The following is a 24,081-nucleotide window of genomic DNA, read 5'->3' as shown; positions in this document are numbered from 1 at the left end:
TCCCATACCGAACACGGAAGTTAAGCTCTCTAGCGCCGATGGTAGTTGGGACCTTGTCCCTGTGAGAGTAGGACGTCGCCAAGCAACTAAAGCACGAGTCTTTTGACTCGTGTTTTTTCGTGTTTTTAAACAGTACGTGAAAGAAGTAAGGGAATACATAAGTAATACAAACACGTCGCCCAAGGATAAAACATATTATATAAGAAATTGAGGTATATTTTTCTGAAAATTGTTAAGGACTAGAAGTGTATAATATGTTTATTTAAATAGGGGAGGAAAGATCATGAAATTACCAAGTGAAACTTGCATTGTTTGTGAGACAAAAGGAAAAGAAGGCATATATGTTTATAATAATTTGATATGTTATGAATGTGAAAGAGATATGGTGAATACTGAGACAAATGACCCGAAGTATATACATTATTTAAAACAACTTCGAAAATTAGAAGTATCATATTTTTAAATAGGCATATGCCTATTATTTTTTTTGTCTTAATATCTGTATAATAGATACAGAATGAATAATAAGGAAGAGGTATATATGAATCAAAATCGTATGCCTTTATATGAGGCGTTAATGGAATTTAAAGAAAGACGACCACTATCTTTTCATGTTCCAGGTCATAAGAATGGTTTAAACTTCCCTCAGGAAGCTATAAGGGAGTTTAAAGATATATTACCTATCGATGTAACAGAATTAACAGGATTAGATGATTTGCATAGTCCGTTTGAATGTATAGATGAAGCACAGCAATTATTAGCTGATGTATATGGTGCGCAAAAAAGTTATTTTTTAATTAATGGTTCAACAGTTGGAAATTTAGCGATGATATTGTCTTGTTGCGGGGAAAATGATATTGTCCTTGTACAAAGAAATTGTCATAAATCAATCATTAATGGTTTGAAATTAGCTGGGGCTAATCCAGCCTTCTTAGATCCATGTATAGATGAAGTACATAATGTACCAGTAGGTGTTCAAGAGGAAGTTATTAAGAAAGCAATTGCAAGGTATCCTGATGCTAAAGCGCTTATTTTAACGCATCCTAACTATTATGGTATGGGAATTGATTTGGAGGCAAGTATAGCTTATGCACATGCGCATAAGATCCCGGTTTTAGTAGATGAAGCACATGGAGCACACTTTTGTATAGGTGGACCGTTTCCAAAGTCAGCATTAGCCTATGGTGCAGATATTGTGGTGCATTCTGCACATAAAACGTTACCTGCGATGACAATGGGGTCATACTTACATATAAATAGCCGTTTGGTGAACGAAGAAAAAGTTTCCGCTTATTTAAGTATGCTGCAATCTAGTAGCCCGTCGTACCCAATTATGGCTTCTCTTGATATAGCTCGATTTACAATAGCAGGTATAAAAGAAAAAGGTTACGATAAAATCGTTGAGTTCTTACGCCGATTTAAAGAAGGATTGCGCTCTATCCCACAAATAGCTACTTTGCAATATCCATTGCAAGATGAATTAAAGGTTACGGTACAAACTCGTTGTCAGCTATCAGGGTATGAATTACAGTCTGTATTTGAAAAGGCCGGTATATATACGGAAATGGCAGATCCATATAATGTCCTATTTATTTTGCCGTTGCAAGTAAATGAGGAGTACATGAAAGCAATAGAGATACTCCGAGTAGCGTTGCAACAATATAAGGTAAAAGACAAGACTGCATCTATTCGTTATACTTATAAAGGAGAAATCTCTCCTTTACCGTATACGTATAAACAATTAGAGAGATACAAAACGAAGCTAGTATCTATAGAAGAATCTGTGGATATGATAGCAGCGGAAATGGTAATTCCATATCCACCTGGAATTCCATTGATTATGTATGGAGAGAGAATTACTAAAGAGCATACAGAGCAAATTGCTCATTTAGAGAAAACAGGGGCTCGTTTTCAAGGTAGTACGAAATATATGAAAGTGTATGATATAGAAAGTAGGTTTTAGGATGAAAGGATTATTTGTAACAATTGAAGGGCCAGAAGGTTCGGGTAAGACAACATTAATTAAAAGGTTATTGCCGTACTTTGAGCAAAAGGACCAAAAGGTAATGGCGACGAGAGAACCAGGTGGTATTGCAATTTCTGAAGATATTAGGACGATTTTACATAAGCAAGAATATACAATGATGGAAGCACGCACAGAGGCGCTTTTATATGCTGCTGCACGTAGACAACATTTAGTGGAGAAAGTTATGCCAGCACTTAATGAGAACTATCTTGTGTTATGTGATCGTTTTATAGATAGCTCTTTAGCATATCAAGGATATGCAAGGGGATTAGGTATGGACAACGTATTTGAGATTAATCGTTTCGCAACAGAAGGTTGTATGCCTAGCTTAACAATTTATTTAGACATTGAACCAGAGGTTGGTTTAGCGCGAATTGAAAAAGATGCAGGGCGCGAAGTGAATCGACTAGATATGGAAGACATCTCTTTCCATAAACGTGTGCGTGAAGGCTATTTACAAGTTGTAGAACGCTTTTCTGATCGTATTGTATTAGTCAATGCTGACCAACCAATGGAAAAACTTATAGAAGAAGTTGTTCAGATTATAGAAGATAAATTGGTATAATAGAAGGAAAGAATGAAATAAGTGAGGTATGCATTATGATGAAGACGTGGGAGCAGCTTTCTTCTATACAGCCCATCGGTGTCAAAATGTTGATGAATAGCATTGCAAAAGAGCGTATATCCCACGCTTACCTGTTAGAGGGAGGAAAAGGGACCGGGAAGTTCGCAACAGCAATTCAAATGGCAAAAAGTTTTCTTTGTTTACAAAGGGCTGGGGTAGAACCTTGTCACGTATGTACGAATTGCCGCCGAATTGATTCAGGTAACCACCCAAACTTACATATTGTAAAACCAGATGGATTATCTATTAAAAAACAGCAAATTCATGACTTACAAGAAGAGTTTTCGAAAACAGGATTAGAAGCAAATAAAAAAGTATATATTATTGAGCATGCAGATCGTATGACAGCGAATGCAGCGAATACACTCTTGAAATTTTTAGAAGAACCAAGTAGTGATACAACAGCTATTTTACTTACTGAACAAAGTCATCAGATTTTAAATACGATTTTATCTCGGTGTCAAGTTGTTACATTTAGACCTTTATCTACAGAATCTTTAATTAAGAGATTAGAGGAAGAAGGTATTACAGTCTCGTTATCGATGCTTGCTGCACAGCTTACAAATAGTTTTGAAGAAGCTTTATTAATGTGTAATGATGAATGGTTTGCACAAGCAAGAGCTTTAGTGATAAAATTATGTGAAGCGCTCGAAAAAGATAAAGCCTCTATTTTTTTTGTACAAGAAAAATGGGGGAAACACTTTAGAGAGAAAGAACAATTACAGCAAGGTTTAGATATGTTACTCCTTATTTATAAGGATTTATTATATGTTCAACTTGGAGAAGAAGATCGACTTGTTTTTCATGAGCAGAAAGAGATGTTTGAATCATTCTCCTATGCTCAGAAGCGCATTGTATCAGCTCTCTTTAATATATTAGAGGCAAAAAATAGAATCAACGCTAATGTAAATGCGCAGCTTGTGTTCGAACAGTTAGTGTTGCGGTTGCAGGAGGGATGACCGTTTTGTATGATGTAGTAGGTGTTCGCTTTAAGAAGGCCGGAAAGGTATATTACTTTGATCCGAATCAGTTCGATATCTCAGAAAATGAGTTTGTAATTGTAGAAACGGTAAGAGGTATTGAATACGGAAAAGTAGTTATTACCAAAAAGCAAGTTGATGAAAATGACGTTGTATTACCGCTTAAAAAGGTTATTCGTATTGCAAATGAAAATGATCGTACCATTGTTGAAGAGAATAAGCATGCTGCGAAAGAAGCATATCAAGTGTGTCAACAAAAGGTAGGAGAACATAATCTTGATATGAAGCTTGTAGATGTAGAGTATACGTTCGATCGTAATAAGATTATTTTCTACTTTACTGCGGATGGGCGGATTGATTTCCGTGAACTAGTGAAAGACTTAGCGGCAATTTTTAGGACAAGAATTGAGCTTAGACAGATCGGTGTTCGTGACGAAGCAAAAATGCTTGGTGGTATTGGTCCATGTGGTCGTATGCTTTGTTGTTCTACTTTTTTAGGGGATTTTGAACCTGTATCCATTAAAATGGCGAAGGATCAAAATTTATCATTAAATCCTGCAAAAATCTCTGGTTTATGTGGTCGCTTAATGTGTTGCTTAAAGTATGAGAATGATGAATACGAGGCAGCAAAGGAACAACTTCCTGATTTAGATCAACGTATACAAACACCACATGGTACTGGCCGTGTTATCGGATTAAATATTTTAGAAAGATTAATTCAAGTGGAACTAGTAGACAAGGAACGGATAGTAGAATATACGTTAGATGAATTAATGAATAAAGGGGTCGTTTCGAGTCAAACCACAGATTAATGAGGTGGGTGCTTGTGGAGAAAAAGGATATTTTTGCATCGGTTTCTAGTATGGAAGAGCAAATTGGACATTTATACAAACAGTTGGGAGAATTAAAACAGCATCTTGCAGAATTACTGGAAGAAAACCAACATATAAAAATGGAAAATGAAAATTTGCGACATCGTTTTGAAGAAGTGCAGAATAAGGAAAAACAAAAAACTCAAAAACGCAAAGAAATGAAGCCGAAGACAGATATTGGTGAAGGTTACGATAACTTAGCAAGACTGTATCAAGAAGGTTTTCATATTTGCAATCTACATTATGGAAGTGTACGTAAAGAGGGAGATTGTTTATTCTGTCTGTCATTTTTAAATAAAAAGTGAAATTACCTTTCCAATATAATTGGAAAGGTAATTTTTTATACATGAGAGTAGAATGAAATTTATTTTTACATTAATAGAGGCTGAAATAGGGTAGGTTAAGTGTAAGAAAGGGAGCAATATATGAATTTATATGAAGATGAACGTTTAGATTACTTATTAGCGCAAGATATGAAGATTGTACAAAGTCCATCAGTATTTAATTTTTCTTTAGATGCAGTTTTACTTGCAGATTTTGCTTGGGTGCCAATTCAAAAAGGTAATTTACTTGATTTGTGTACAGGTAACGCAGTTATCCCTCTTTTATTAAGTACAAGGACAAAAGGGAAAATTACAGGTGTAGAAATTCAAGAGCGTCTATATGATATGGGAATAAGAAGCGTTCAATACAATAAGTTAGAAGAAAGAATCAATTTAATCCATGGAGATTTGAAAGATATGCCGGAGAAACTTGGGCGTCATCAATATGATGTTGTAACGTGTAATCCTCCTTATTTTCAAACACCACAAACCTCTGAGAAGAATATCAATGAGCATTTAGCGATAGCTCGTCATGAAATTATGTGCACATTAGAAGATGTTGTATATGCAAGTAGCCAGTTAGTGAAACAAGGCGGGAAGGTAGCATTTGTACACCGCCCAGGTCGTTTGCTCGACATCGTCACATTAATGCGTAAATACAAAATCGAACCGAAACGTGTGCGATTTGTTTATCCTAAGGCTGGTAAAGAAGCGAATACATTGTTAATTGAAGGAATTAAGGATGGAAATGCAGATTTAAAAATCTTGCCACCTCTTTTTGTATATGAAGAAAATAACGAATATACAAAGGAGCTTCGTTCAATTTTATATGGAGAAGAATAAGCATTGTTTTTATGTGGTGGAGTGTTCTGATGGAAGTTATTATGCCGGGTATACAAATCATATAGAAAAGCGGATTCAGATCCATAATAGTGGAAAAGGTGCTAGATATACACGCGCTAGACTTCCAGTTATTTTAAAATATGTAGAGGGTCACGAGGATAAACGAACGGCTATGCAAGCTGAGTATCACTTTAAACAGTTAACGAGGAAACAAAAAGAAGAATATATGCAAAAAGGAGAACGCTATGTGGCAGCAAAAAAGCTTTCAGCAAAATGAAAAGGGAGTTTTATATTTAGTACCGACTCCAATCGGAAATTTAGAGGATATGACATTTCGTGCAATCCGAATGTTAAAAGAGGCAGACATTATTGCAGCGGAAGATACAAGGCAAACGAAGAAGCTTTGTAATTATTTTGAAATTGAAACACCAGTTATGAGTTATCACGAGCATAATAAAGAAGTAAGTGGACGAAAAATTTTAGATAAGTTAGAAGACGGTAAGACTGTAGCCATTGTGAGCGATGCTGGTATGCCGTGTATTTCAGACCCTGGTTACGATATTGTTGTAGAGGCTGTAGCAGAACAATATCATGTTATTCCGCTTCCTGGGGCAAATGCGGCCCTTACAGCGTTAATTGCATCAGGACTTGAGACAAAACACTTTTATTTCTATGGTTTCCTGCAAAGAAATAAAAAAGAACGTAAGAATGAGTTAGAAAAATTGCGCTATATTCCAACTACAATGATGTTTTACGAGGCACCACATCGTTTAGATGATACTTTGATTTCTATGCAAGAAGTATTAGGAAATAGAGAAGTTGTATTATGTCGTGAGCTAACGAAAAAATTTGAAGAGTTTATTCGTGGCACAATTGAAGAAGCAATTGAGTGGACGAAGCAAAATGAAGTTCGTGGTGAGTTTTGTATTTTAGTAGCCGGTTCAACAGAAGAAGCTACTCCAGAAGAACAATGGTGGGAATCTATTTCAGTATATAATCATATTGAACATTATATAAATGAAAAAGGTATGAATTCAAAAGAAGCGATTAAAACAGTCGCTAAAGATCGAGATTTGTCGAAACGAGATGTATATCAAATTTATCATGTCGATAAAAAATAAGCTTCTCATAATTGAGAAGCTTATTTTGCTGTTTCGATATAATCTTGAAGTTCGTTTAAGATTTGTTCAGCGCCTTCTTTGCTTAAGATAATTTTACCCTCAGCTAAAGATAGGTTACCATCAGATACTTCACCAGTTACTTGGCAAGTCATGTTTGGTTTATATTTCTTTAAGATGATTTTTTCGTCATCTACGTAGATTTCAAGAGCATCCTTTTCTGCAATACCTAAAGTACGGCGTAATTCGATTGGAATTACTACACGACCTAATTCATCAACTTTACGAACGATACCAGTAGATTTCATATTTTGTTCCTCCTAATAGTTTATAAGTTTCGAGTCTATTTTTTGATTCGTCATTTTTCGACAAAATACCCTATGGACATATGATACCAATCATTTACATTTCCGTCAATTCTTAAATTCTATATTTTTAAAAAAGATTTATAGATTTTTATACTACTTATATATAATAGAATGTGAGTAATTTCTACAATTATTTTGTTTTATTTTCTGAAAAATATATATTTTTCAGAAAGGGATTGTATATTTTTTTTGAATATGAGTAATAGATGATAAAGATATCGAGCATTAACTCGTTTTTACATGTGAGTTTTTGTTATACTGTTTATAAATACATATGAGGTTATTCGGGAGGTCCAAAACAATGACAGAGGAAAATAAGTCCTTTTATATCACTACCCCAATTTATTATCCAAGTGGAAAGTTACACATTGGACATGCTTATACGACAGTGGCAGGAGATGCGATGGCACGATATAAGCGTATGCAAGGATACAATGTTCATTATTTAACAGGAACTGATGAGCATGGACAGAAGATCCAAAAGAAAGCAGAAGAACTAAATGTTACACCACAAGCATATGTGGATAACATTGTATCAGGGATTAAAGAACTTTGGGGGAAGATGGATATCTCTTATGATGACTTTATTCGTACAACTGAAGATCGTCATAAAGATGTTGTTGAGAAAATCTTCAAGCAGTTAGTAGACCAAGGTGATATTTATCTTGATGAATATGAAGGTTGGTATTCTGTACAAGATGAAACATTCTATACAGCGCATCAATTAGTTGATCCAATTATGGAAGGTGATAAAGTAGTTGGCGGGAAAAGCCCAGATAGTGGTCACGATGTAGAGCTTGTTCGTGAAGAATCTTATTTCTTTAGAATGGGTAAATATGTAGACCGACTATTAAAGTTCTATGAAGATAATCCTCATTTCATTCAGCCAGAGTCTCGTAAAAATGAAATGATTAATAACTTCATTAAACCAGGATTAGAAGATTTAGCTGTTTCTCGTACTTCATTTGACTGGGGAGTTCGTGTTCCGGGTAACCCAAAACACGTTATTTACGTATGGGTAGATGCCTTGTCTAATTACATTACTGCATTAGGATATGGAACAGAAAATGAAGAGAAGTATAAAAAGTTCTGGCCAGCAGATGTCCATTTAGTTGGTAAAGAAATCGTTCGTTTCCATACAATTTATTGGCCAATTATTTTAATGGCTTTAGATTTACCACTTCCGAAGAAAGTCTTTGCTCATGGCTGGATTTTAATGAAGGATGGAAAAATGAGTAAGTCAAAAGGAAACGTAGTAGATCCAGTTACACTAATTGATCGTTACGGATTAGATGCATTACGTTACTATTTACTTCGCGAAGTTCCATTTGGATCTGATGGAGTATTCACACCAGAAGGATTTGTTGAACGAATCAACTTTGATTTAGCGAATGATTTAGGGAACTTATTAAATCGTACAGTAGCTATGATTGATAAATACTTTAATGGGGAAATCCCTGCATATAAAGCAAATGTAACTGAGTTCGATGAAACGCTAGTGACATTTGCGAAAGATACATTGAAAAAAGTAGAAGAGGCAATGGAGAATATGGAATTCTCTGTAGCGCTAAGTTCAATTTGGCAATTAGTTAGCCGTACGAATAAATACATTGATGAAACACAGCCATGGGTATTAGCGAAGGATGAGAATGATCGCGAAAAACTTGCATCTGTAATGGCCCACTTAGCAGAGGTGCTTCGTCAAACAGGTATTATGCTTCTGCCATTCCTAACAGTAGCACCAAGTAAGATGTTTGCTCAACTTGGCCTTACTGAAGAGGCACATAAATCTTGGGAGAGCCTATCTACAATTGGATGTATTCCAGCTGGAACAAAAGTAGAAAAAGGAAACCCAATCTTCCCTCGTTTAGAAATGGAAGTAGAAGTAGAGTATATTAAAGAACAAATGCAAGCGTCTGCCCCTAAAGTGGAAGAGAAAAAAGAAGAAGAACCAAAGGCAGAAGAAATTACAATTGATGATTTCTTTAAAGTAGAATTACGAGTAGCTGAAGTAATATCCGCTGAACCTGTGAAAAAAGCAGATAAGTTGTTAAAAATTCAACTTGATTTAGGTACAGAAAAGCGTCAAGTTGTTTCAGGAATTGCAAAGTTCTATACGCCAGAAGAACTAAAAGGTAAAAAGGTTATTTGTGTAACGAATTTAAAGCCTGTAAAATTACGTGGTGAATTATCACAAGGTATGATTTTAGCAGGTGAAGAGAATGGCGTATTGTCATTAGCAACAATCGACCAAAACTTACCAAACGGTACAAAAATTAAGTAATTGAGACAAGAAAAGAGGTGTTTCACGTGTAACATTTGTGAAGCATCTTTTTTCTTTTTAAATTCCCCTTTTTTGCATTAAAATTGTAGTATTGTTATCGTTAAGTTATAAAGGGCTTAATTTTTCTCGAGAATAGAATTGATTTCAATATAAAAGGAGTTATTTATTATGTTGTTTGATACACATTCACATTTAAATGCAGAGCAGTTTGAAGAAGATTTACAAGAAGTTATTGCAAGGATGAAAGAAGCGGGAGTTACATATACAGTTGTTGTTGGATTTGATGAAGTAACGATAAAGAAAGCAATTGAATTAGCAGAAGTTTATGATTTTATTTATGCTGCGGTGGGGTGGCATCCTGTGGATGCAATCGATATGAAAGAAGAACATTTAGTTTGGTTAGAGGAACTAGCTTCACACCCAAAGGTAGTTGCTCTTGGAGAAATGGGACTAGATTATCACTGGGATAAGTCTCCAAAGGAAATACAAAAAGAAGTATTCCGTAAACAAATCGCATTAGCGAAAAAGGTGAAATTACCGATTATTATACATAACCGTGATGCAACTCAGGATATCGTTGATATTTTAGAAGAAGAACAAGCTGCTGAAGTGGGAGGTATTATGCATTGCTTTAGCGGTAGTGTAGAAGTAGCGCAGCGATGTGTCGATATGAATTTTTTAATTTCGTTAGGTGGACCAGTAACATTTAAAAATGCCAAGAAACCGAAAGAAGTTGCTGTGGAGATCCCGTTAGAAAAATTATTAATAGAAACAGATTGTCCATATTTAACACCGCATCCATTTCGAGGAAAACGAAATGAACCTAGTTATGTAAAACTTGTAGCAGAAGAAATTGCAAATTTAAAAGGAATTTCTTATGACGAAGTAGCACAAATCACAACAAAGAATGCAAAAGCCTTATTTGGTGTTGAATAAAAAAGAGTGGGGAGACCCATTCTTTTTTGTTTTTTGAGAAGAGAGACGTAGAAATGATAAGACTCGATTATTTATTCGTAATATGAGTGTAGATATATTGCGGATAAATTAAGGAAAAGATGGAAGTGTTACAATAAGAATAGTGAACAAAGATATTTTTCTTCCGTTTTTTAAAATATTAGAATGGGAAAATAATAATGGAAAAGTCGTCATTTTTTTGTTTTACTAAGTAGAGACGAAACGAGTGTGGAGGCAAGTATGAAAATTAAAGAGATTATCGTTGTAGAAGGTAAAGATGATACAGTTGCGATTAAACGCGCTGTTGATGGGGATACAATCGAAACGAACGGTTCAGCAATCGGTGATCATGTTATTGAGCAAGTTAAATTAGCGCAGCAAAAACGAGGCGTTATTATTTTCACGGATCCGGATTATCCTGGAGAACGTATTCGAAAGATTATTTCAGATAAGGTTCCAGGATGTAAGCATGCTTTTTTACCAAAGGAAGAAGCACTTGCTAAAAGGAAAAAAGGTGTTGGAATTGAACATGCTTCTAACGAATCGATTCGCCGTGCTTTAGAGAACGTACATGAAGAAATGGAAGCTTACACAAGTGAAATTAGTTGGAGTGATTTAGTCGATGCAGGCTTAGTGGGCGGAGAAATGGCAAAGAGTCGCAGAGAAAGAATGGGTAAGCTATTAAAGATTGGTTATACAAACGCAAAACAGTTACATAAACGTTTACAAATGTTTCAAGTTTCAAAGGAATCATTTGCAGAAGCTTATAAGCAAGTAATACAGGAGGAAAAAAAATGAAGGATATCGCAACACCAAATCGTACGAAAGACATTGTTGAAAAGTATGGATTTTCATTCAAAAAAAGTTTAGGACAAAATTTTTTAATTGATACAAACGTATTAAACCGTATTGTTGATCACGCAGAAATCGGTTCAGAAAGTGGTGCAATTGAGATTGGACCAGGTATCGGTGCGTTAACAGAGCAGTTAGCGAAGCGTGCTAAAAAAGTAGTAGCTTTTGAAATTGATCAGAGATTATTACCAATTTTGGACGAGACGTTAGCACCATATGGTAACGTTACAGTTATTAATAAAGACGTACTAAAAGCGGATGTACATGAAGTATTTGGTGAGCAATTTGAAGAAGGACAAGATGTAATGGTTGTAGCTAACTTACCATACTATATTACAACACCAATTTTGTTTAAATTGCTTGAAGAAAAATTACCGGTTCGTGGATTTGTTGTTATGATGCAAAAAGAGGTTGGGGATCGTTTAGCAGCTAAACCTGGAACAAAAGAGTACGGTTCTTTATCAATTGCAATTCAGTACTATACTGAGGTAGAAACAGTTATGACAGTACCGCGTACAGTGTTTGTACCACAACCAAATGTTGATTCTGCGATTATCCGCCTTCTAAAGCGTCCGAAACCAGTTGTAGAAGTAACAGATGAGACTTTCTTCTTTGAAGTAGTACGAGCAAGTTTCGCACAGCGACGTAAAACTTTAATGAATAATTTATCAAATAATTTAAATGGTTTCCCGAAGGATAAAGAACTGTTGAATCAAATTTTAACAGAAGTAGAGATTGATCCAAAACGAAGAGGCGAAACACTATCTATTGAAGAGTTTGCGAAACTAAGTAATGCGTTAGTTCTTCATAAATTATAATAAGAATAATAAAGGGACAGTTCAACTTGAACTGTCCCTTTTGTCACCTTTCCTACTCAAAATTCATACTTTAAAAACAGGTAAGATGGCCTAATGAGTTTGGGGGTAGGAGAATGGCTTTACATGTTGGAGAGTTAGTGGAACGATATTCGTATAAGAGAGATATTCTTTTTCGTGTTATAGAAATAAAAGGTGAAACAGCAATATTGTTTGGAGAAGAAATTAGACTTGTGGCAGATGCACCACTAGAAGATTTAGTTAGTATAGATCAACGAGAACATAAAAATAGAGTGAAGCATGAAAAAGAAACGATGGAGCGTACGTACCGTTTGTTTCAGCAAGATTACGTATTGATGAAACAAAGGCATGAACACACTTCAACTGGTGGGTACACAAGCGAAGTGAATTATTTTCAAATGCCAGGACGTGTATTGCATATAGACGGAGATCCTTTATATTTGCGTAAGTGTTTAGATTTATATAATAAAATAGGCGTTCCTGTTCAAGGTATTCATTGTAAGGAAACAGAGATGCATGAAAAGGTAGTAGATTTAATAGATCACTTTCGTCCAGACATTTTAGTAATTACAGGGCATGATGCATATACAAGGTCAAAAGGGGTTATGGGAGATTTAGCGGCATATAGACATTCTAGACATTTTGTACAGGCTGTTCGAGAAGTTCGAAAAAAATATCCATCATTGGATCAACTTGTTATTTTTGCTGGAGCTTGTCAATCACACTTTGAGGCGTTGATTCGAGCGGGTGCTAATTTTGCTAGTTCACCGGCTAGGATTAATATTCATGCTCTAGATCCTGTATATGTAGTTGGAAAAATTAGTTTCACTTCATTTATGGAAAGAGTAAATGTATGGGACGTTGTGCGTAATACAATTACTGGTGAAAAGGGACTGGGCGGGATTGAAACAAGAGGGATTTTACGAACAGGGTTACCCTTTCAACATTATGACGAATGAGCAAGGTACATACGTATCTTGCTTTTTTATGCGGAAATGATTTGAATGAATTTGGATAAAAAGCGGCAAGAACGTGCAGACTATACAATGATACTTTTACAATATAGTATTTCTTCTATCTATTCGAACGCATGATGCTTTTATAATGATATTGTCTGTGAATTGCGGTTAATAATTGGGATAGATATATCGTGTTTTAAGTGTTCAATCTAAATTACAGCGAGGTGTAGCAAGGTATATGTCAAAACGTTTAGATGATATTAAAAACGAATTAGATCACCATCTTGGACAGCGACTTATGTTAAAGGCGAACAGCGGAAGAAGAAAAACTGTGGAGCAGTCGGGTGTACTTGCAGAAACGTATCGTTCTGTCTTTGTTGTACAATTAGATCAGCAAGAAGATGCATTGCAACGTGTATCGTATAGTTATGCAGATGTTTTAACAGAGACAGTAGAGTTAACATTTTACGATGAACCTCATAATGAAGCATTTTATAATTAATGCGCTGTCTGTTACATATATTTCCATAAATGAAAAGCTATATTATTTTGCATACTAATTATACCGTAGCAAAATAAGGAGGGACTCTGCATTGAGTAGACGAAGAGGAGTCATGTCAAATCAATTTAAAGAAGAGCTTGCAAAAGAGCTTGGCTTTTATGATGTTGTTCAGAAAGAAGGATGGGGCGGAATTCGTGCGAAAGATGCTGGTAATATGGTGAAACGTGCTATAGAAATTGCAGAACAGCAATTAATGAAACAAAACCAGTAGTTGTAAGATACTTTCTATGCTACGGTAGCCGAGGAGAGATTCCTCGGCTTTTTGTACGCTAAAAGGTGCCATCATTTGACATAAGTAGTTTCATTCTGAATGCTTTTCGTTATAATTAGGGAAGTGTCATCGTCTTACTATAAATTTATGGTAAAATAAACGATAAAAGATTGAGTACATAGAGTGGGTGAATAGATTGAAGCTACTAGTGAAAGCACCAGCAAAGATTAATCTGTCGTTAGATGTACTGGGGAAAAGACAAGACGGATATCATGAAGTGAAAATGATTATGACAACAATCGACTTAGCAGATCGTTTAGAGCTAACTGAATTAGTAGAAGACCGTATTGAAATTTTGTCCCATAATCGGTATGTCCCAGACGACCAACGCAATTTAGCTTATCAAGCAGCAAAATTATTAAAAGAGAAGTTTAATGTAAAAAAAGGTGTATCTATTACTATTGAAAAAACGATTCCAGTAGCCGCTGGATTAGCAGGTGGAAGTAGTGATGCAGCAGCGACATTACGTGGCCTTAATAAGTTATGGAATTTAGGGCTAACAATCGATGAATTAGCAGGGCTTGGCGCAGAAATTGGGTCAGATGTATCGTTCTGTGTATATGGTGGAACTGCAATTGCCACTGGAAGAGGAGAAAAAATTGAACATATAAAAACTCCGCCTTCTTGTTGGGTTATTTTGGCAAAGCCCCACATTGGTGTATCTACTGCTGACGTGTACGGAAATTTAAAATTAAATCGTGTTACTCATCCAAATGTAGATAAAATGGTTGAAGTCATTAACCATGGGGATTATAAAGGAATTTGTGATACTGTTGGTAATGTTTTAGAAGATGTGACGTTTGCGATGCATCCTGAAGTTGCACGTATTAAGGCGCAGATGAAACGCTTCGGTGCGGATGCTGTATTAATGAGTGGAAGTGGCCCAACTGTATTTGGTCTTGTACACCATGATTCGCGAATGCATCGTATATATAACGGATTAAAAGGATTTTGCGAACAAGTATATGCAGTACGCTTATTAGGAGAACGAGAAACGCTTGAATAAAGACGTATAATAAGTTATGATTTGTTTAGAATATTCGTGATTTGAGGTGAGAGTATGAAAATTAGACGAAGTACAAGATTGGTCGATATGACTTATTACTTGTTACAAAACCCTCGTCAGCTAGTTTCTCTCACTTTTTTTGCTGAAAGGTATCAATCGGCTAAATCTTCCATTAGTGAAGATTTAGTTATTATTAAGCAAACGTTTGAACAACAAGGGGTCGGCACATTGCAAACGGTACCAGGAGCAGCAGGAGGAGTGAAATATATTCCCTATATAAGTGAAGAAGAGGCAAATCTGATTATTAATGAGCTTTGTAGCTTATTTGAAAACCCAGATCGTATTTTGCCTGGCGGTTACTTATATATGACGGATCTTTTAAGTAATCCTCGCCAGATTAATGGCGCAGGTCGTTTGTTTGCTTCTGTTTTTGCTAGACAACCGATTGACGCGGTTATGACAGTAGCGACAAAAGGGATTCCGCTTGCTTATGCAGTGGCAAATTACTTAGATGTACCAGTAGTAATTGCGAGAAAAGATAACAAGGTAACAGAAGGACCCACTGTTAGTATTAACTATGTATCAGGTTCCTCTAAGCGAATCCAAACGATGACGTTAGCGAAGCGTAGCCTTCCAGAAGGCTCTAATGTTTTAATTATTGATGACTTTATGAAAGCTGGCGGAACAATTCAAGGTATGATGAGCATGCTAGAAGAGTTTAAAGCTAATGTTGTTGGAATTGGCGTATTAGTAGAATCTACGGACATTGAAGAAAGACTTATTAATAACTTTGTATCATTAATTCGTCTGTCAGAAGTTGATGTGAAAGAAAAAGCAATTCAAGTGGAAAAAGGGAACTATTCACTTGCGCCATTTGATGAGGGGCTTGTAGAGGCCGAGTAGAAAGATAAAGCAGATAGCTTTATCTTTTTTTTATCCCTATTTATAAATGATAAAATAGATGGACAAACTGCCTTTGTTGCACTATTTTTAAATAGTAAAAATAAATATTAAAGGGTGAAAAATATGAAGGTTGTTCAAACAAGCAAAGCGCCACAAGCGATTGGGCCATATTCACAAGGGATTATTGTAAATAATATGTTCTATAGTTCGGGACAAATTCCATTAACTACAAGTGGGGAACTTGTAACAGGAGATGTGACAGTACAAACAGAGCAAGTATTTCAAAATTTACAAGCGGTATTAGAAGAAGCAGGTGCTTCATTTGATACAGTGGTAAAAACGACAGTATTCTTAAAGGATATGGATGATTTTAATGCTGTTAATGAAGTATATGGCTCTTATTTCTCTACTCATAAACCAGCTCGTTCTTGTGTACAAGTAGCAAAATTACCGAAAGATGTTTCAGTTGAAATTGAAGTAATTGCCCTAGTGAAGTAAGTCTTTGTAAGCGATAACCTCCACTAATTCTTATATTCAACTAATTTAAAAATTTTTATCTTAAAAATTTTTAAAAAATTAAAGGGAAAATAGAAAATTTGTGGAATTTATACAAATATATCGCTTATTTAGAAAAGGGTGGTGAACACAAGATGGAAGTGACTGACGTAAGATTACGCCGCGTAAACACAGAAGGCCGTATGAGAGCGATTGCCTCTATTACTCTAGACCATGAATTTGTTGTTCATGATATTCGTGTAATTGATGGCAATAATGGATTATTTGTAGCAATGCCAAGTAAACGTACTCCAGATGGAGAATTCCGTGACATTGCACATCCAATTAATTCTAACACACGTTCTAAAATTCAAGATGCGGTTTTAGCAGAGTATCACCGTTTAGGCGAGTTAGAAGAAGTTGAGTTTGAAGAAGCAGGCGCTTCGTAAAATTCGAATGAAAAGGGCTTCTTAAAGAAAGCCCTATAATTTTGTAGCAAACTCCTGTAAGCATTTACAGGGGTTTGTTTTTTTTGTGGAATTTTGCACGTTTCTTATTTTAAATATTCATATTACATTAAAATAAAAATGAAAAACTTCTAATTTTTTCAAAATCATTTAAAATAGTATAGCTTATTTCTTAAAAAAGATACTAAAGAGTAAAACATCGTATAAGAATTATGGTAAAATTTAATAGTTATAATGTGTTTCTTGAAATATATGATGATTTAGGATAATATCTTTAATGGATAAATAGGTTGCGATGGAGGGTCTATATGTCAAACAGATTTGCAGTGATTCTAGCTGCAGGTAAAGGCACACGTATGAAGTCCAAGCTATACAAAGTGCTTCATCCTGTATGTGGAAAACCGATGGTACAACATGTAGTCGATCAAGTATCTCAATTAGGATTGCAGAAACTTGTAACAGTCGTTGGACATGGTGCCGAAAAGGTACAAGAACAGCTAGGAAACGTAAGTGAGTTTGCATTACAAGCAGAACAACTTGGTACAGCTCATGCTGTAGACCAAGCTGCAAGTGTACTTGCAAATGAAGAAGGAACAACTTTAGTTATTTGTGGTGATACACCTCTAATAACTGCTGAAACGATGGAAGCATTGCTTCAGCAACACGAAGAAGCGGGAGCAATGGCGACGGTGCTAACAGCGTACATAGAAGAGCCTGCTGGATATGGCCGTATCGTTCGTAATGAGAATGGTCATGTTGAAAAGATTGTTGAGCATAAGGATGCAAATGAAAAAGAATTAGCTATTAAAGAAATCAATACAGGTACGTATTGTTTTGATAATAAAGCTCTATTTGCTTCACTTTCTAAAGTTTCAAATGATAATGTACAAGGTGAATATTACCTTCCGGATGTTATTGAGATTTTAAAAAATGAAGGTCATATCGTATCAGCTTATCAAACAGAGCACTTCGATGAAACGTTAGGTGTTAACGACAGAGTCGCTCTATCGCAAGCGGAAATTATTATGAAAAACCGTATCAACCGAAAGAATATGGTGAATGGTGTTACAATCATTGATCCAAGTAACACATACATTTCTGCTGATGCAATTATTGGCAGTGATACAGTTCTTCACCCAGGAACAGTTATTGAGGGTAACACTGTAATTGGTTCTGATTGTGAAATTGGACCACATACAGTAATTCGCGATAGTGAAATTGGAGATCGTACGGTAATTCGTCAATCTACTGTACATGAAAGTAAACTTGGTACAGAAGTATCGGTTGGTCCATTTGCACATATTCGCCCAGATTCAGTTATTGGAGATGAAGTGCGCGTTGGAAACTTCGTAGAAATCAAAAAAACTGTTTTTGGTAATAGAAGTAAAGCTTCACACTTAAGTTATATCGGGGATGCACAAGTTGGAGAAGACGTGAATCTTGGTTGTGGTTCAATTACGGTGAACTACGACGGCAAGAATAAATTTAAAACTGTGATTGGTAACGGGGTATTTATTGGATGTAATTCAAATCTTGTTGCTCCTGTAACAGTTGAAGATGGTGCTTATGTGGCAGCAGGCTCTACAATTACAGAGAATGTTCCATCAAAAGCATTATCAGTAGCACGTGCACGTCAAGTTAACAAAGAAGACTATGTTGATCAATTGCTGAATAAGAAAAAATCATAATGTGGAGGGTTAATCTAGATGTCGACTCAATATCTAAATTCTAATTTGAAAGTATTCTCTTTAAACTCTAATAAGGAACTTGCTGAGCAAATCGCAAAGCATATTGGAGTAGGGCTAGGAAAATGTTCTGTTGATCGTTTTAGTGATGGAGAAGTTCAAATTAACATTGAAGAAAGTATCCGTGGTTGCGATGTATTCATTATTCAATCTACAAGCTTCCCAGTAAACGAACATATCATGGAATTACTTATTATGATCGATGCATTAAAACGTGCATCTGCAAAAACAATTAATATTGTTATTCCTTACTATGGTTATGCGCGTCAAGACCGTAAAGCGCGTTCTCGTGAACCAATTACATCGAAACTTGTAGCAAACTTGCTTGAAACAGCAGGTGCAACTCGTGTAATCACTCTAGATTTACATGCTCCACAAATTCAAGGATTCTTTGATATCCCAATCGACCACTTAATGGGTGTACCGATTCTTTCAGATTACTTTGAGACAAAAGGTCTTAAAGATATCGTAATCGTGTCTCCTGATCACGGTGGTGTAACTCGTGCTAGAAAAATGGCAGATCGTCTTAAAGCGCCAATCGCTATTATCGATAAGCGTCGTCCTCGTCCGAATGTATCAGAGGTAATGAACATTATCGGTAACATTGAAGGCAAAACAGCAATTTTAATTGATGACATCATTGATACAGCTGGTACAATTACATTAGCGGCAAACGCTCTTGTTGAGAACGGTGCTTCTGAAGTATATGCTTGCTGTACACACCCAGTATTATCTGGCCCAGCAATTGAGCGTATTCAAAATTCGAACATTAAAGAGTTAGTTGTAACGAACTCTATTGTATTACCAGAAGACAAGAAAATTGATAAGGTACATGAACTTTCAGTTGCTCCATTAATCGGAGAAGCAATCATTCGTGTATACGAAGAAGAATCTGTAAGTGTATTATTCAATTAATTGGATAGAATGAGACGTAACCAAGCTTGGTTACGTCTTTTCGTATCGAAAAAAGAAAGTAGTGGTACAAGAATGAAATTAATAGTAGGACTTGGGAACCCAGGTAGAGAATATGAATTAACAAGGCATAATATTGGGTTTATGGCGATTGATGAACTTGCAAAGCGTTGGAATATTTCTTTGAATGAACAAAAATTCAAAGGGTTATTTGGTGCAGGCTTTGTTAACGGGGAAAAAGTAATCTTACTAAAACCACTTACATATATGAATTTATCTGGAGAAAGTATCCGTCCGCTCATGGATTATTATAAAATTGATGTCGAGGACTTCATTGTCATGTACGATGATTTAGATATTCCTGTAGGTAAATTACGCCTTCGTATGAAAGGTAGTGCGGGTGGACATAATGGTGTAAAATCAACAATTTCACATTTAGGAACACAAGAATTTCAACGTATCCGCATGGGAATCGATCGTCCAAAAAATGGGATGAAAGTAGTGGATTATGTATTAGGGCGTTTTACGTCTGAAGAAACTTCCGGTGTCAATCAGTCCATTGAAAAAGCAGCTGATGCATGTGAGGAATGGTTAAATAAGCCTTTTCTTCAAATCATGAATACTTTCAATAGTTAGGCGTATAATTGGGAATATTTTATTTTATTTTAACCCATACTAGTAGTAATTGGATATTTAGGAGGCTAGTATGGAAGGATATTATTACTGCAGACATTGTGGGAACAATGTAGGTTCCATTATCGCAGAAAAAGTATATAGCGACGTTTTGTTTCAACTAACAGAGCAAGAAGTAGTGGATATGATTCATTTTCATGAGAATGGAAATATATATATAAAAACGATTTGTGAATCGTGTCAAGAAACGCTAGCATCTTATCCTGAGTATTATGAATATGAAAAATTTCTGCAATAAAATGTTGTCGCTTTGGCATGTCCAAAGCATTTTTCTGTTTTCTTTTTCCAAAATATTTGCATAAAATATAGTAACTTGCTCTTTATGTTGAGAGGAGTTTTGATAATGATAGGTTTATTAGAGCAATTTTATAAAAATGAAGAGATACAATCGGTTATTAATGGGCTGGAAGATGGGTTGAAAGAGCAACTTGTATCGGGTATGGCAACATCCTCTCGTTCATTATTAATGGCAGCTTTATATAAAAAAACAAAAAAATCACAACTTATTGTGACGCACAATTTATACCAAGCACAAAAAGTACATGAAGATTTAGTGGCGTTACTTGGTGAAAAAGATGTATGGCTATATCCAGTAAATGAATTGATTGCGTCAGAAATTGGTGTTGCAAGTCCAGAATTGAAGGCGCAGCGCATTGAAGTGTTAAATCGCTTAGCTGCGGGAGAGAATGGGATTATTGTAGCGCCAGTTGCAGGACTACGTAGATTTTTACCAATAAAAGAATTGTGGAAGCAAAGGCAAATTGAAATCAATCTAGGGCAAGAGATTGATTTAGATGCACTCTTGCATACTTTACATCATATTGGTTATGAGCGTAAGTCGATGGTAGAAGCTCCAGGGGAGTTCAGTCTGCGCGGGGGAATATTAGATATTTATCCATTAACTGAAGAATTACCGTTTCGCATTGAATTCTTCGATACAGAAGTCGATTCTATTCGATTATTTGATGTGGAAGAACAGCGCTCTCAAGATAAAAGGGAAAGTGTTAGGTTTGGTCCGGCAACAGAGTTTTTATTTTCACAGGAAGAATTGAAATCGGGAATTAAGCAGCTTGAAGAAGGCTTGACTAAAACGATGCAAAAGCTTTCCGATGATAAATTAAAGACTACGGTGCTTGAGACGGTAAGTCATGAAATTGAAATGTTGAAAAATGGGCAAAGTATAGAACAAATGTTTAAATACTTATCTATTTTTTATAAAGAACCTGCTAGTCTGATAGATTATTTACCGGAAAATGGTGTAGTTATTTTAGATGAGCTTTCCCGTATTCAAGAAACAGCATCACATCTTGAAACAGAAGAAGCGGAATGGTATATCTCACTTCTTGGTGAAGGAACAATTATTCAGGATTTATCTTTCTCCCACTCATTTGAGGAGTTTCTTCATCATAAAAAAAGAAGTTTTGTATATTTAACGTTATTCTTACGTCATATAGCACATACACATCCGCAAAACATTGTGAATGTGACGTGTAAAACGATGCAAGATTTCCACGGGCAGATGCAGTTGTTAAAAACTGAAATTGATAGATGGAATGAAGGACAGTTTACGACCGTTGTGCTCGGAACAGATGATGAACGTGTGAAAAAATTACAACATATTTTAAGTGATTATGATATTGATGCAGACATTGTGGAGGCCACAGATATCTTATTGCCTGGAAGGTTACAAATTGCTGTAGGTGATTTACATGCAGGATTTGAAATGCCGATGCAAAAGTTTGTTGTTATTACTGAAAAAGAGCTTTTTCATAAGAAAGTTAAAAAATCGCAACGCAAACAAAAGTTATCTAACGCTGAACGTATTAAAAGTTATTCGGAATTAAAAGTTGGAGACTATGTAGTTCATGTAAACCATGGTATAGGTAAATTTTTAGGTATTGAGACATTAGAGATTAACGGTGTTCATAAAGATTATTTAAATATTAAATATCAAGGTAATGATAAGTTATACGTTCCAATTGAACAAATTGACCAAGTGCAAAAATATGTAGGATCTGAAGGTAAGGATCCAAAAGTTTATAAATTGGGCGGAAATGATTGGAAGAAGGTCAAAACGAAAGTTGAAAAATCTGTACAAGACATTGCAGATGACCTAATTAAATTATATGCCGAGCGCGAAGCTTCAAAAGGTTATGCATATACGCCAGATACGGCAGAACAACAAGAATTTGAATCTTCTTTCCCATATCAAGAGACAGAGGATCAATTACGTTCTATTGAAGAGATTAAGAAAGATATGGAACGCGGACGTCCGATGGATAGGCTTCTTTGTGGTGACGTAGGGTATGGAAAGACTGAAGTAGCTATTCGTGCGGCATTTAAAGCAATTATGGATGAAAAACAAGTTGCGATTTTAGTACCGACAACAATCCTTGCGCAACAACACTATGAAACAATTCGAGAGCGTTTTCAAGATTACCCAATTAATATAGGGTTACTAAGTAGATTCCGTACGCGGAAACAACAAAATGAAACGATTAAGGGTTTAAAAGATGGAACGGTGGATATTGTAATCGGAACGCATCGTATTTTATCTAAAGATGTTACTTATAAAGATTTAGGACTTCTTATTATTGATGAGGAACAAAGATTCGGCGTTACGCATAAAGAAAAAATTAAACAATTGAAAGCAAATGTTGACGTGTTAACATTAACGGCAACGCCGATTCCACGTACCCTACATATGTCTATGCTTGGTGTGCGCGATTTATCTGTTATTGAGACACCGCCAGAGAATCGTTTCCCAGTACAAACATATGTAGTAGAGTATAATCCAGCGTTAATGCGAGAAGCGATAGAGCGAGAGCTTGCAAGAGGTGGTCAAATTTACTTCCTATATAACCGTGTGGAGGATATTGAAAGAAAAGCAGATGAAATTTCGATGTTAGTTCCAGATGCGCGTGTAACATACGCACACGGGAAAATGAATGAAGGTGAATTAGAGTCTGTTATGCTATCGTTTTTAGAAGGACAGCATGATGTTCTTGTAAGTACAACTATTATTGAGACGGGTGTAGATATTCCGAATGTAAATACATTAATTGTATTTGATGCAGATCGTATGGGATTATCGCAGTTGTATCAGCTTCGTGGGCGCGTTGGACGTTCTAATCGCGTCGCGTATGCATACTTTGCATACAAACGTGATAAAGTGTTATCGGAAGTTGCAGAGAAGCGTTTGCAGGCAATTAAAGAGTTCACAGAGCTTGGATCTGGTTTCAAAATTGCGATGAGAGACTTATCAATTCGTGGTGCGGGTAACTTGTTAGGGGCAGAACAACATGGATTTATTGATTCTGTCGGATTTGATCTGTATTCTCAAATGTTAAAAGATGCAATTGAACAACGTAGAGGAACAGACGGAGTTGAAAATACGGTTAATGTTGAAATTGACTTAGAAGTAGATGCATATTTACCGGATGCTTATATTTCAGATAGTAAACAAAAAATTATGATGTATAAACAATTTAGAGGTGTTTCTGCAATTGAGGATATTGAAGAGTTGCAGGAAGAGATGATCGATAGATTTGGCGATTATCCACAAGAAGTTGGTTATTTATTACAAATCGCAAACATTAAAGTGTTGGCAATGAAAGAACAAATTGAGTTAATTAAGCAAAATAAATTTGAAGTAACATTCCTGTTTTCTGAACAAGCGAGCCAAAATATCGATGGTGGAAAATTATTCATGCTTGGGAATAGCTTTGGTCGTATGATCGGTCTTGGCATGGAAGGTTCACAATTGAAAATTGTTATGAAAACGAATGGTTTAGAGACATCGAAATGGTTAACAATTGCTGAAAATTTATTAAAAGGTTTGCCAGATGTAAAAAAAGAAGTAATAAATGCCTAATATAAGATAAAAAAATGCAATTCGACGTGCATAGAAGAACTAATGTGTAAAATACTATGTTTAACAGTTGGTGATTTTTACATGAACAGGTAAATTCACCACTTTGATCATCA

The 24,081-nt window shown here is 35.7% G+C and carries 26 protein-coding genes and 1 rRNA gene; 26 read left to right on the top strand and 1 reads right to left on the bottom strand.

Going from position 1 to position 24,081, the window contains the following annotated elements:
• The 10 genes from rrf to rsmI all read left to right on the top strand — a co-directional run.
• A 5S ribosomal RNA gene (rrf, locus tag MR109_RS30570) occupies positions 1 to 84 on the top strand; the annotation flags it as partial.
• Between the two features lie 199 nt (positions 85 to 283).
• Positions 284 to 463 carry a sigma factor G inhibitor Gin gene (locus MR109_RS25795; RefSeq protein ID WP_002174536.1) on the top strand — a complete coding sequence of 60 codons (180 nt, stop codon included), beginning with the start codon at positions 284 to 286 and terminating at the stop codon, positions 461 to 463.
• A 78-nt stretch (positions 464 to 541) separates the two neighbouring features.
• A complete protein-coding gene (locus MR109_RS25790; protein ID WP_178941321.1) occupies positions 542 to 1,963 on the top strand; it encodes an aminotransferase class I/II-fold pyridoxal phosphate-dependent enzyme in 1,422 nt (473 codons plus the stop codon).
• Between the two features lies 1 nt (position 1,964).
• Positions 1,965 to 2,591 carry a dTMP kinase gene (gene tmk / locus MR109_RS25785; protein ID WP_025151188.1) on the top strand — a complete coding sequence of 209 codons (627 nt, stop codon included), beginning with the start codon at positions 1,965 to 1,967 and terminating at the stop codon, positions 2,589 to 2,591.
• Between the two features lie 35 nt (positions 2,592 to 2,626).
• On the top strand, positions 2,627 to 3,610 hold the full coding sequence (gene holB / locus MR109_RS25780; protein WP_025151187.1) for a DNA polymerase III subunit delta': 984 nt from the start codon (positions 2,627 to 2,629) through the stop codon (positions 3,608 to 3,610).
• Positions 3,611 to 3,615: 5 nt separating this feature from the next.
• Positions 3,616 to 4,443: a PSP1 domain-containing protein gene (locus tag MR109_RS25775; protein ID WP_002174540.1), complete on the top strand. Its 828-nt coding sequence runs from the start codon at positions 3,616 to 3,618 to the stop codon at positions 4,441 to 4,443.
• A 14-nt stretch (positions 4,444 to 4,457) separates the two neighbouring features.
• Positions 4,458 to 4,808, top strand: coding sequence for a DNA replication initiation control protein YabA (yabA, locus tag MR109_RS25770; protein WP_000412059.1), 351 nt, complete (start codon positions 4,458 to 4,460; stop codon positions 4,806 to 4,808).
• 120 nt (positions 4,809 to 4,928) lie between these two features.
• On the top strand, positions 4,929 to 5,669 hold the full coding sequence (locus tag MR109_RS25765; protein ID WP_002174541.1) for a tRNA1(Val) (adenine(37)-N6)-methyltransferase: 741 nt from the start codon (positions 4,929 to 4,931) through the stop codon (positions 5,667 to 5,669).
• Positions 5,656 to 5,946 (top strand): GIY-YIG nuclease family protein, encoded by a 291-nt coding sequence (locus MR109_RS25760; protein WP_242274382.1) that lies wholly within the window; start codon positions 5,656 to 5,658, stop codon positions 5,944 to 5,946. Before MR109_RS25765 ends, MR109_RS25760 begins: the two co-directional genes overlap by 14 nt.
• Positions 5,915 to 6,790 (top strand): 16S rRNA (cytidine(1402)-2'-O)-methyltransferase, encoded by an 876-nt coding sequence (gene rsmI / locus MR109_RS25755; RefSeq protein WP_025151186.1) that lies wholly within the window; start codon positions 5,915 to 5,917, stop codon positions 6,788 to 6,790. The genes MR109_RS25760 and rsmI overlap by 32 nt, the downstream gene beginning before the upstream one ends.
• A gap of 20 nt (positions 6,791 to 6,810) precedes the next feature.
• On the opposite strand, the gene MR109_RS25750 is transcribed toward rsmI, so the two are convergent.
• On the bottom strand, positions 6,811 to 7,095 hold the full coding sequence (locus MR109_RS25750; protein ID WP_000843036.1) for an AbrB/MazE/SpoVT family DNA-binding domain-containing protein: 285 nt from the start codon (positions 7,093 to 7,095) through the stop codon (positions 6,811 to 6,813).
• Positions 7,096 to 7,429: 334 nt separating this feature from the next.
• Here MR109_RS25750 and metG point away from each other — a divergent pair, with 334 nt between their 5' ends.
• From metG to mfd, 16 genes are all read left to right on the top strand, one after another.
• Positions 7,430 to 9,439 (top strand): methionine--tRNA ligase, encoded by a 2,010-nt coding sequence (metG, locus tag MR109_RS25745; protein ID WP_082183276.1) that lies wholly within the window; start codon positions 7,430 to 7,432, stop codon positions 9,437 to 9,439.
• Positions 9,440 to 9,607: 168 nt separating this feature from the next.
• Positions 9,608 to 10,375 carry a TatD family hydrolase gene (locus MR109_RS25740; RefSeq protein WP_002174545.1) on the top strand — a complete coding sequence of 256 codons (768 nt, stop codon included), beginning with the start codon at positions 9,608 to 9,610 and terminating at the stop codon, positions 10,373 to 10,375.
• Positions 10,376 to 10,633: 258 nt separating this feature from the next.
• Entirely contained in the window at positions 10,634 to 11,191 is a 558-nt protein-coding gene (rnmV, locus tag MR109_RS25735) for a ribonuclease M5 (RefSeq protein ID WP_002174547.1), read from the top strand.
• Positions 11,188 to 12,063, top strand: coding sequence for a 16S rRNA (adenine(1518)-N(6)/adenine(1519)-N(6))-dimethyltransferase RsmA (gene rsmA / locus MR109_RS25730; RefSeq protein ID WP_025151184.1), 876 nt, complete (start codon positions 11,188 to 11,190; stop codon positions 12,061 to 12,063). The genes rnmV and rsmA overlap by 4 nt, the downstream gene beginning before the upstream one ends.
• A gap of 113 nt (positions 12,064 to 12,176) precedes the next feature.
• Positions 12,177 to 13,040, top strand: a complete 864-nt coding sequence (yabG, locus tag MR109_RS25725) for a sporulation peptidase YabG (protein ID WP_002174549.1) — start codon at positions 12,177 to 12,179, stop codon at positions 13,038 to 13,040.
• Positions 13,041 to 13,278: 238 nt separating this feature from the next.
• Positions 13,279 to 13,542, top strand: coding sequence for a biofilm formation stimulator Veg (veg, locus tag MR109_RS25720; protein ID WP_000044339.1), 264 nt, complete (start codon positions 13,279 to 13,281; stop codon positions 13,540 to 13,542).
• Between the two features lie 91 nt (positions 13,543 to 13,633).
• Positions 13,634 to 13,813, top strand: coding sequence for an acid-soluble spore protein SspF (sspF, locus tag MR109_RS25715; RefSeq protein ID WP_001985066.1), 180 nt, complete (start codon positions 13,634 to 13,636; stop codon positions 13,811 to 13,813).
• 196 nt (positions 13,814 to 14,009) lie between these two features.
• Positions 14,010 to 14,879 carry a 4-(cytidine 5'-diphospho)-2-C-methyl-D-erythritol kinase gene (gene ispE, locus MR109_RS25710; RefSeq protein ID WP_131801217.1) on the top strand — a complete coding sequence of 290 codons (870 nt, stop codon included), beginning with the start codon at positions 14,010 to 14,012 and terminating at the stop codon, positions 14,877 to 14,879.
• Between the two features lie 54 nt (positions 14,880 to 14,933).
• Entirely contained in the window at positions 14,934 to 15,782 is an 849-nt protein-coding gene (gene purR, locus MR109_RS25705; RefSeq protein WP_025151181.1) for a pur operon repressor, read from the top strand.
• A 123-nt stretch (positions 15,783 to 15,905) separates the two neighbouring features.
• Positions 15,906 to 16,280 carry a RidA family protein gene (locus MR109_RS25700; RefSeq protein WP_071720066.1) on the top strand — a complete coding sequence of 125 codons (375 nt, stop codon included), beginning with the start codon at positions 15,906 to 15,908 and terminating at the stop codon, positions 16,278 to 16,280.
• A 152-nt stretch (positions 16,281 to 16,432) separates the two neighbouring features.
• Positions 16,433 to 16,726: a septation regulator SpoVG gene (gene spoVG, locus MR109_RS25695; RefSeq protein WP_002174553.1), complete on the top strand. Its 294-nt coding sequence runs from the start codon at positions 16,433 to 16,435 to the stop codon at positions 16,724 to 16,726.
• 326 nt (positions 16,727 to 17,052) lie between these two features.
• Positions 17,053 to 18,432, top strand: coding sequence for a bifunctional UDP-N-acetylglucosamine diphosphorylase/glucosamine-1-phosphate N-acetyltransferase GlmU (gene glmU, locus MR109_RS25690; RefSeq protein ID WP_002174554.1), 1,380 nt, complete (start codon positions 17,053 to 17,055; stop codon positions 18,430 to 18,432).
• A gap of 18 nt (positions 18,433 to 18,450) precedes the next feature.
• On the top strand, positions 18,451 to 19,404 hold the full coding sequence (locus tag MR109_RS25685; protein WP_002174555.1) for a ribose-phosphate diphosphokinase: 954 nt from the start codon (positions 18,451 to 18,453) through the stop codon (positions 19,402 to 19,404).
• Positions 19,405 to 19,476: 72 nt separating this feature from the next.
• Positions 19,477 to 20,037 carry an aminoacyl-tRNA hydrolase gene (pth, locus tag MR109_RS25680; RefSeq protein ID WP_277931103.1) on the top strand — a complete coding sequence of 187 codons (561 nt, stop codon included), beginning with the start codon at positions 19,477 to 19,479 and terminating at the stop codon, positions 20,035 to 20,037.
• Positions 20,038 to 20,107: 70 nt separating this feature from the next.
• Complete coding sequence (locus tag MR109_RS25675) at positions 20,108 to 20,332, top strand: anti-sigma-F factor Fin family protein (RefSeq protein ID WP_002174557.1); 225 nt, start codon at positions 20,108 to 20,110, stop codon at positions 20,330 to 20,332.
• A 105-nt stretch (positions 20,333 to 20,437) separates the two neighbouring features.
• Positions 20,438 to 23,968, top strand: coding sequence for a transcription-repair coupling factor (gene mfd / locus MR109_RS25670; protein ID WP_002174558.1), 3,531 nt, complete (start codon positions 20,438 to 20,440; stop codon positions 23,966 to 23,968).
• Positions 23,969 to 24,081 lie beyond the last annotated feature (113 nt).

Origin of the sequence: Bacillus cereus group sp. BfR-BA-01310, assembly GCF_022664325.1 — a bacterium.
In the GTDB taxonomy this organism is placed as follows: domain Bacteria; phylum Bacillota; class Bacilli; order Bacillales; family Bacillaceae_G; genus Bacillus_A; species Bacillus_A paramycoides.
This window is presented reverse-complemented; position numbering and strand designations above follow the sequence as displayed.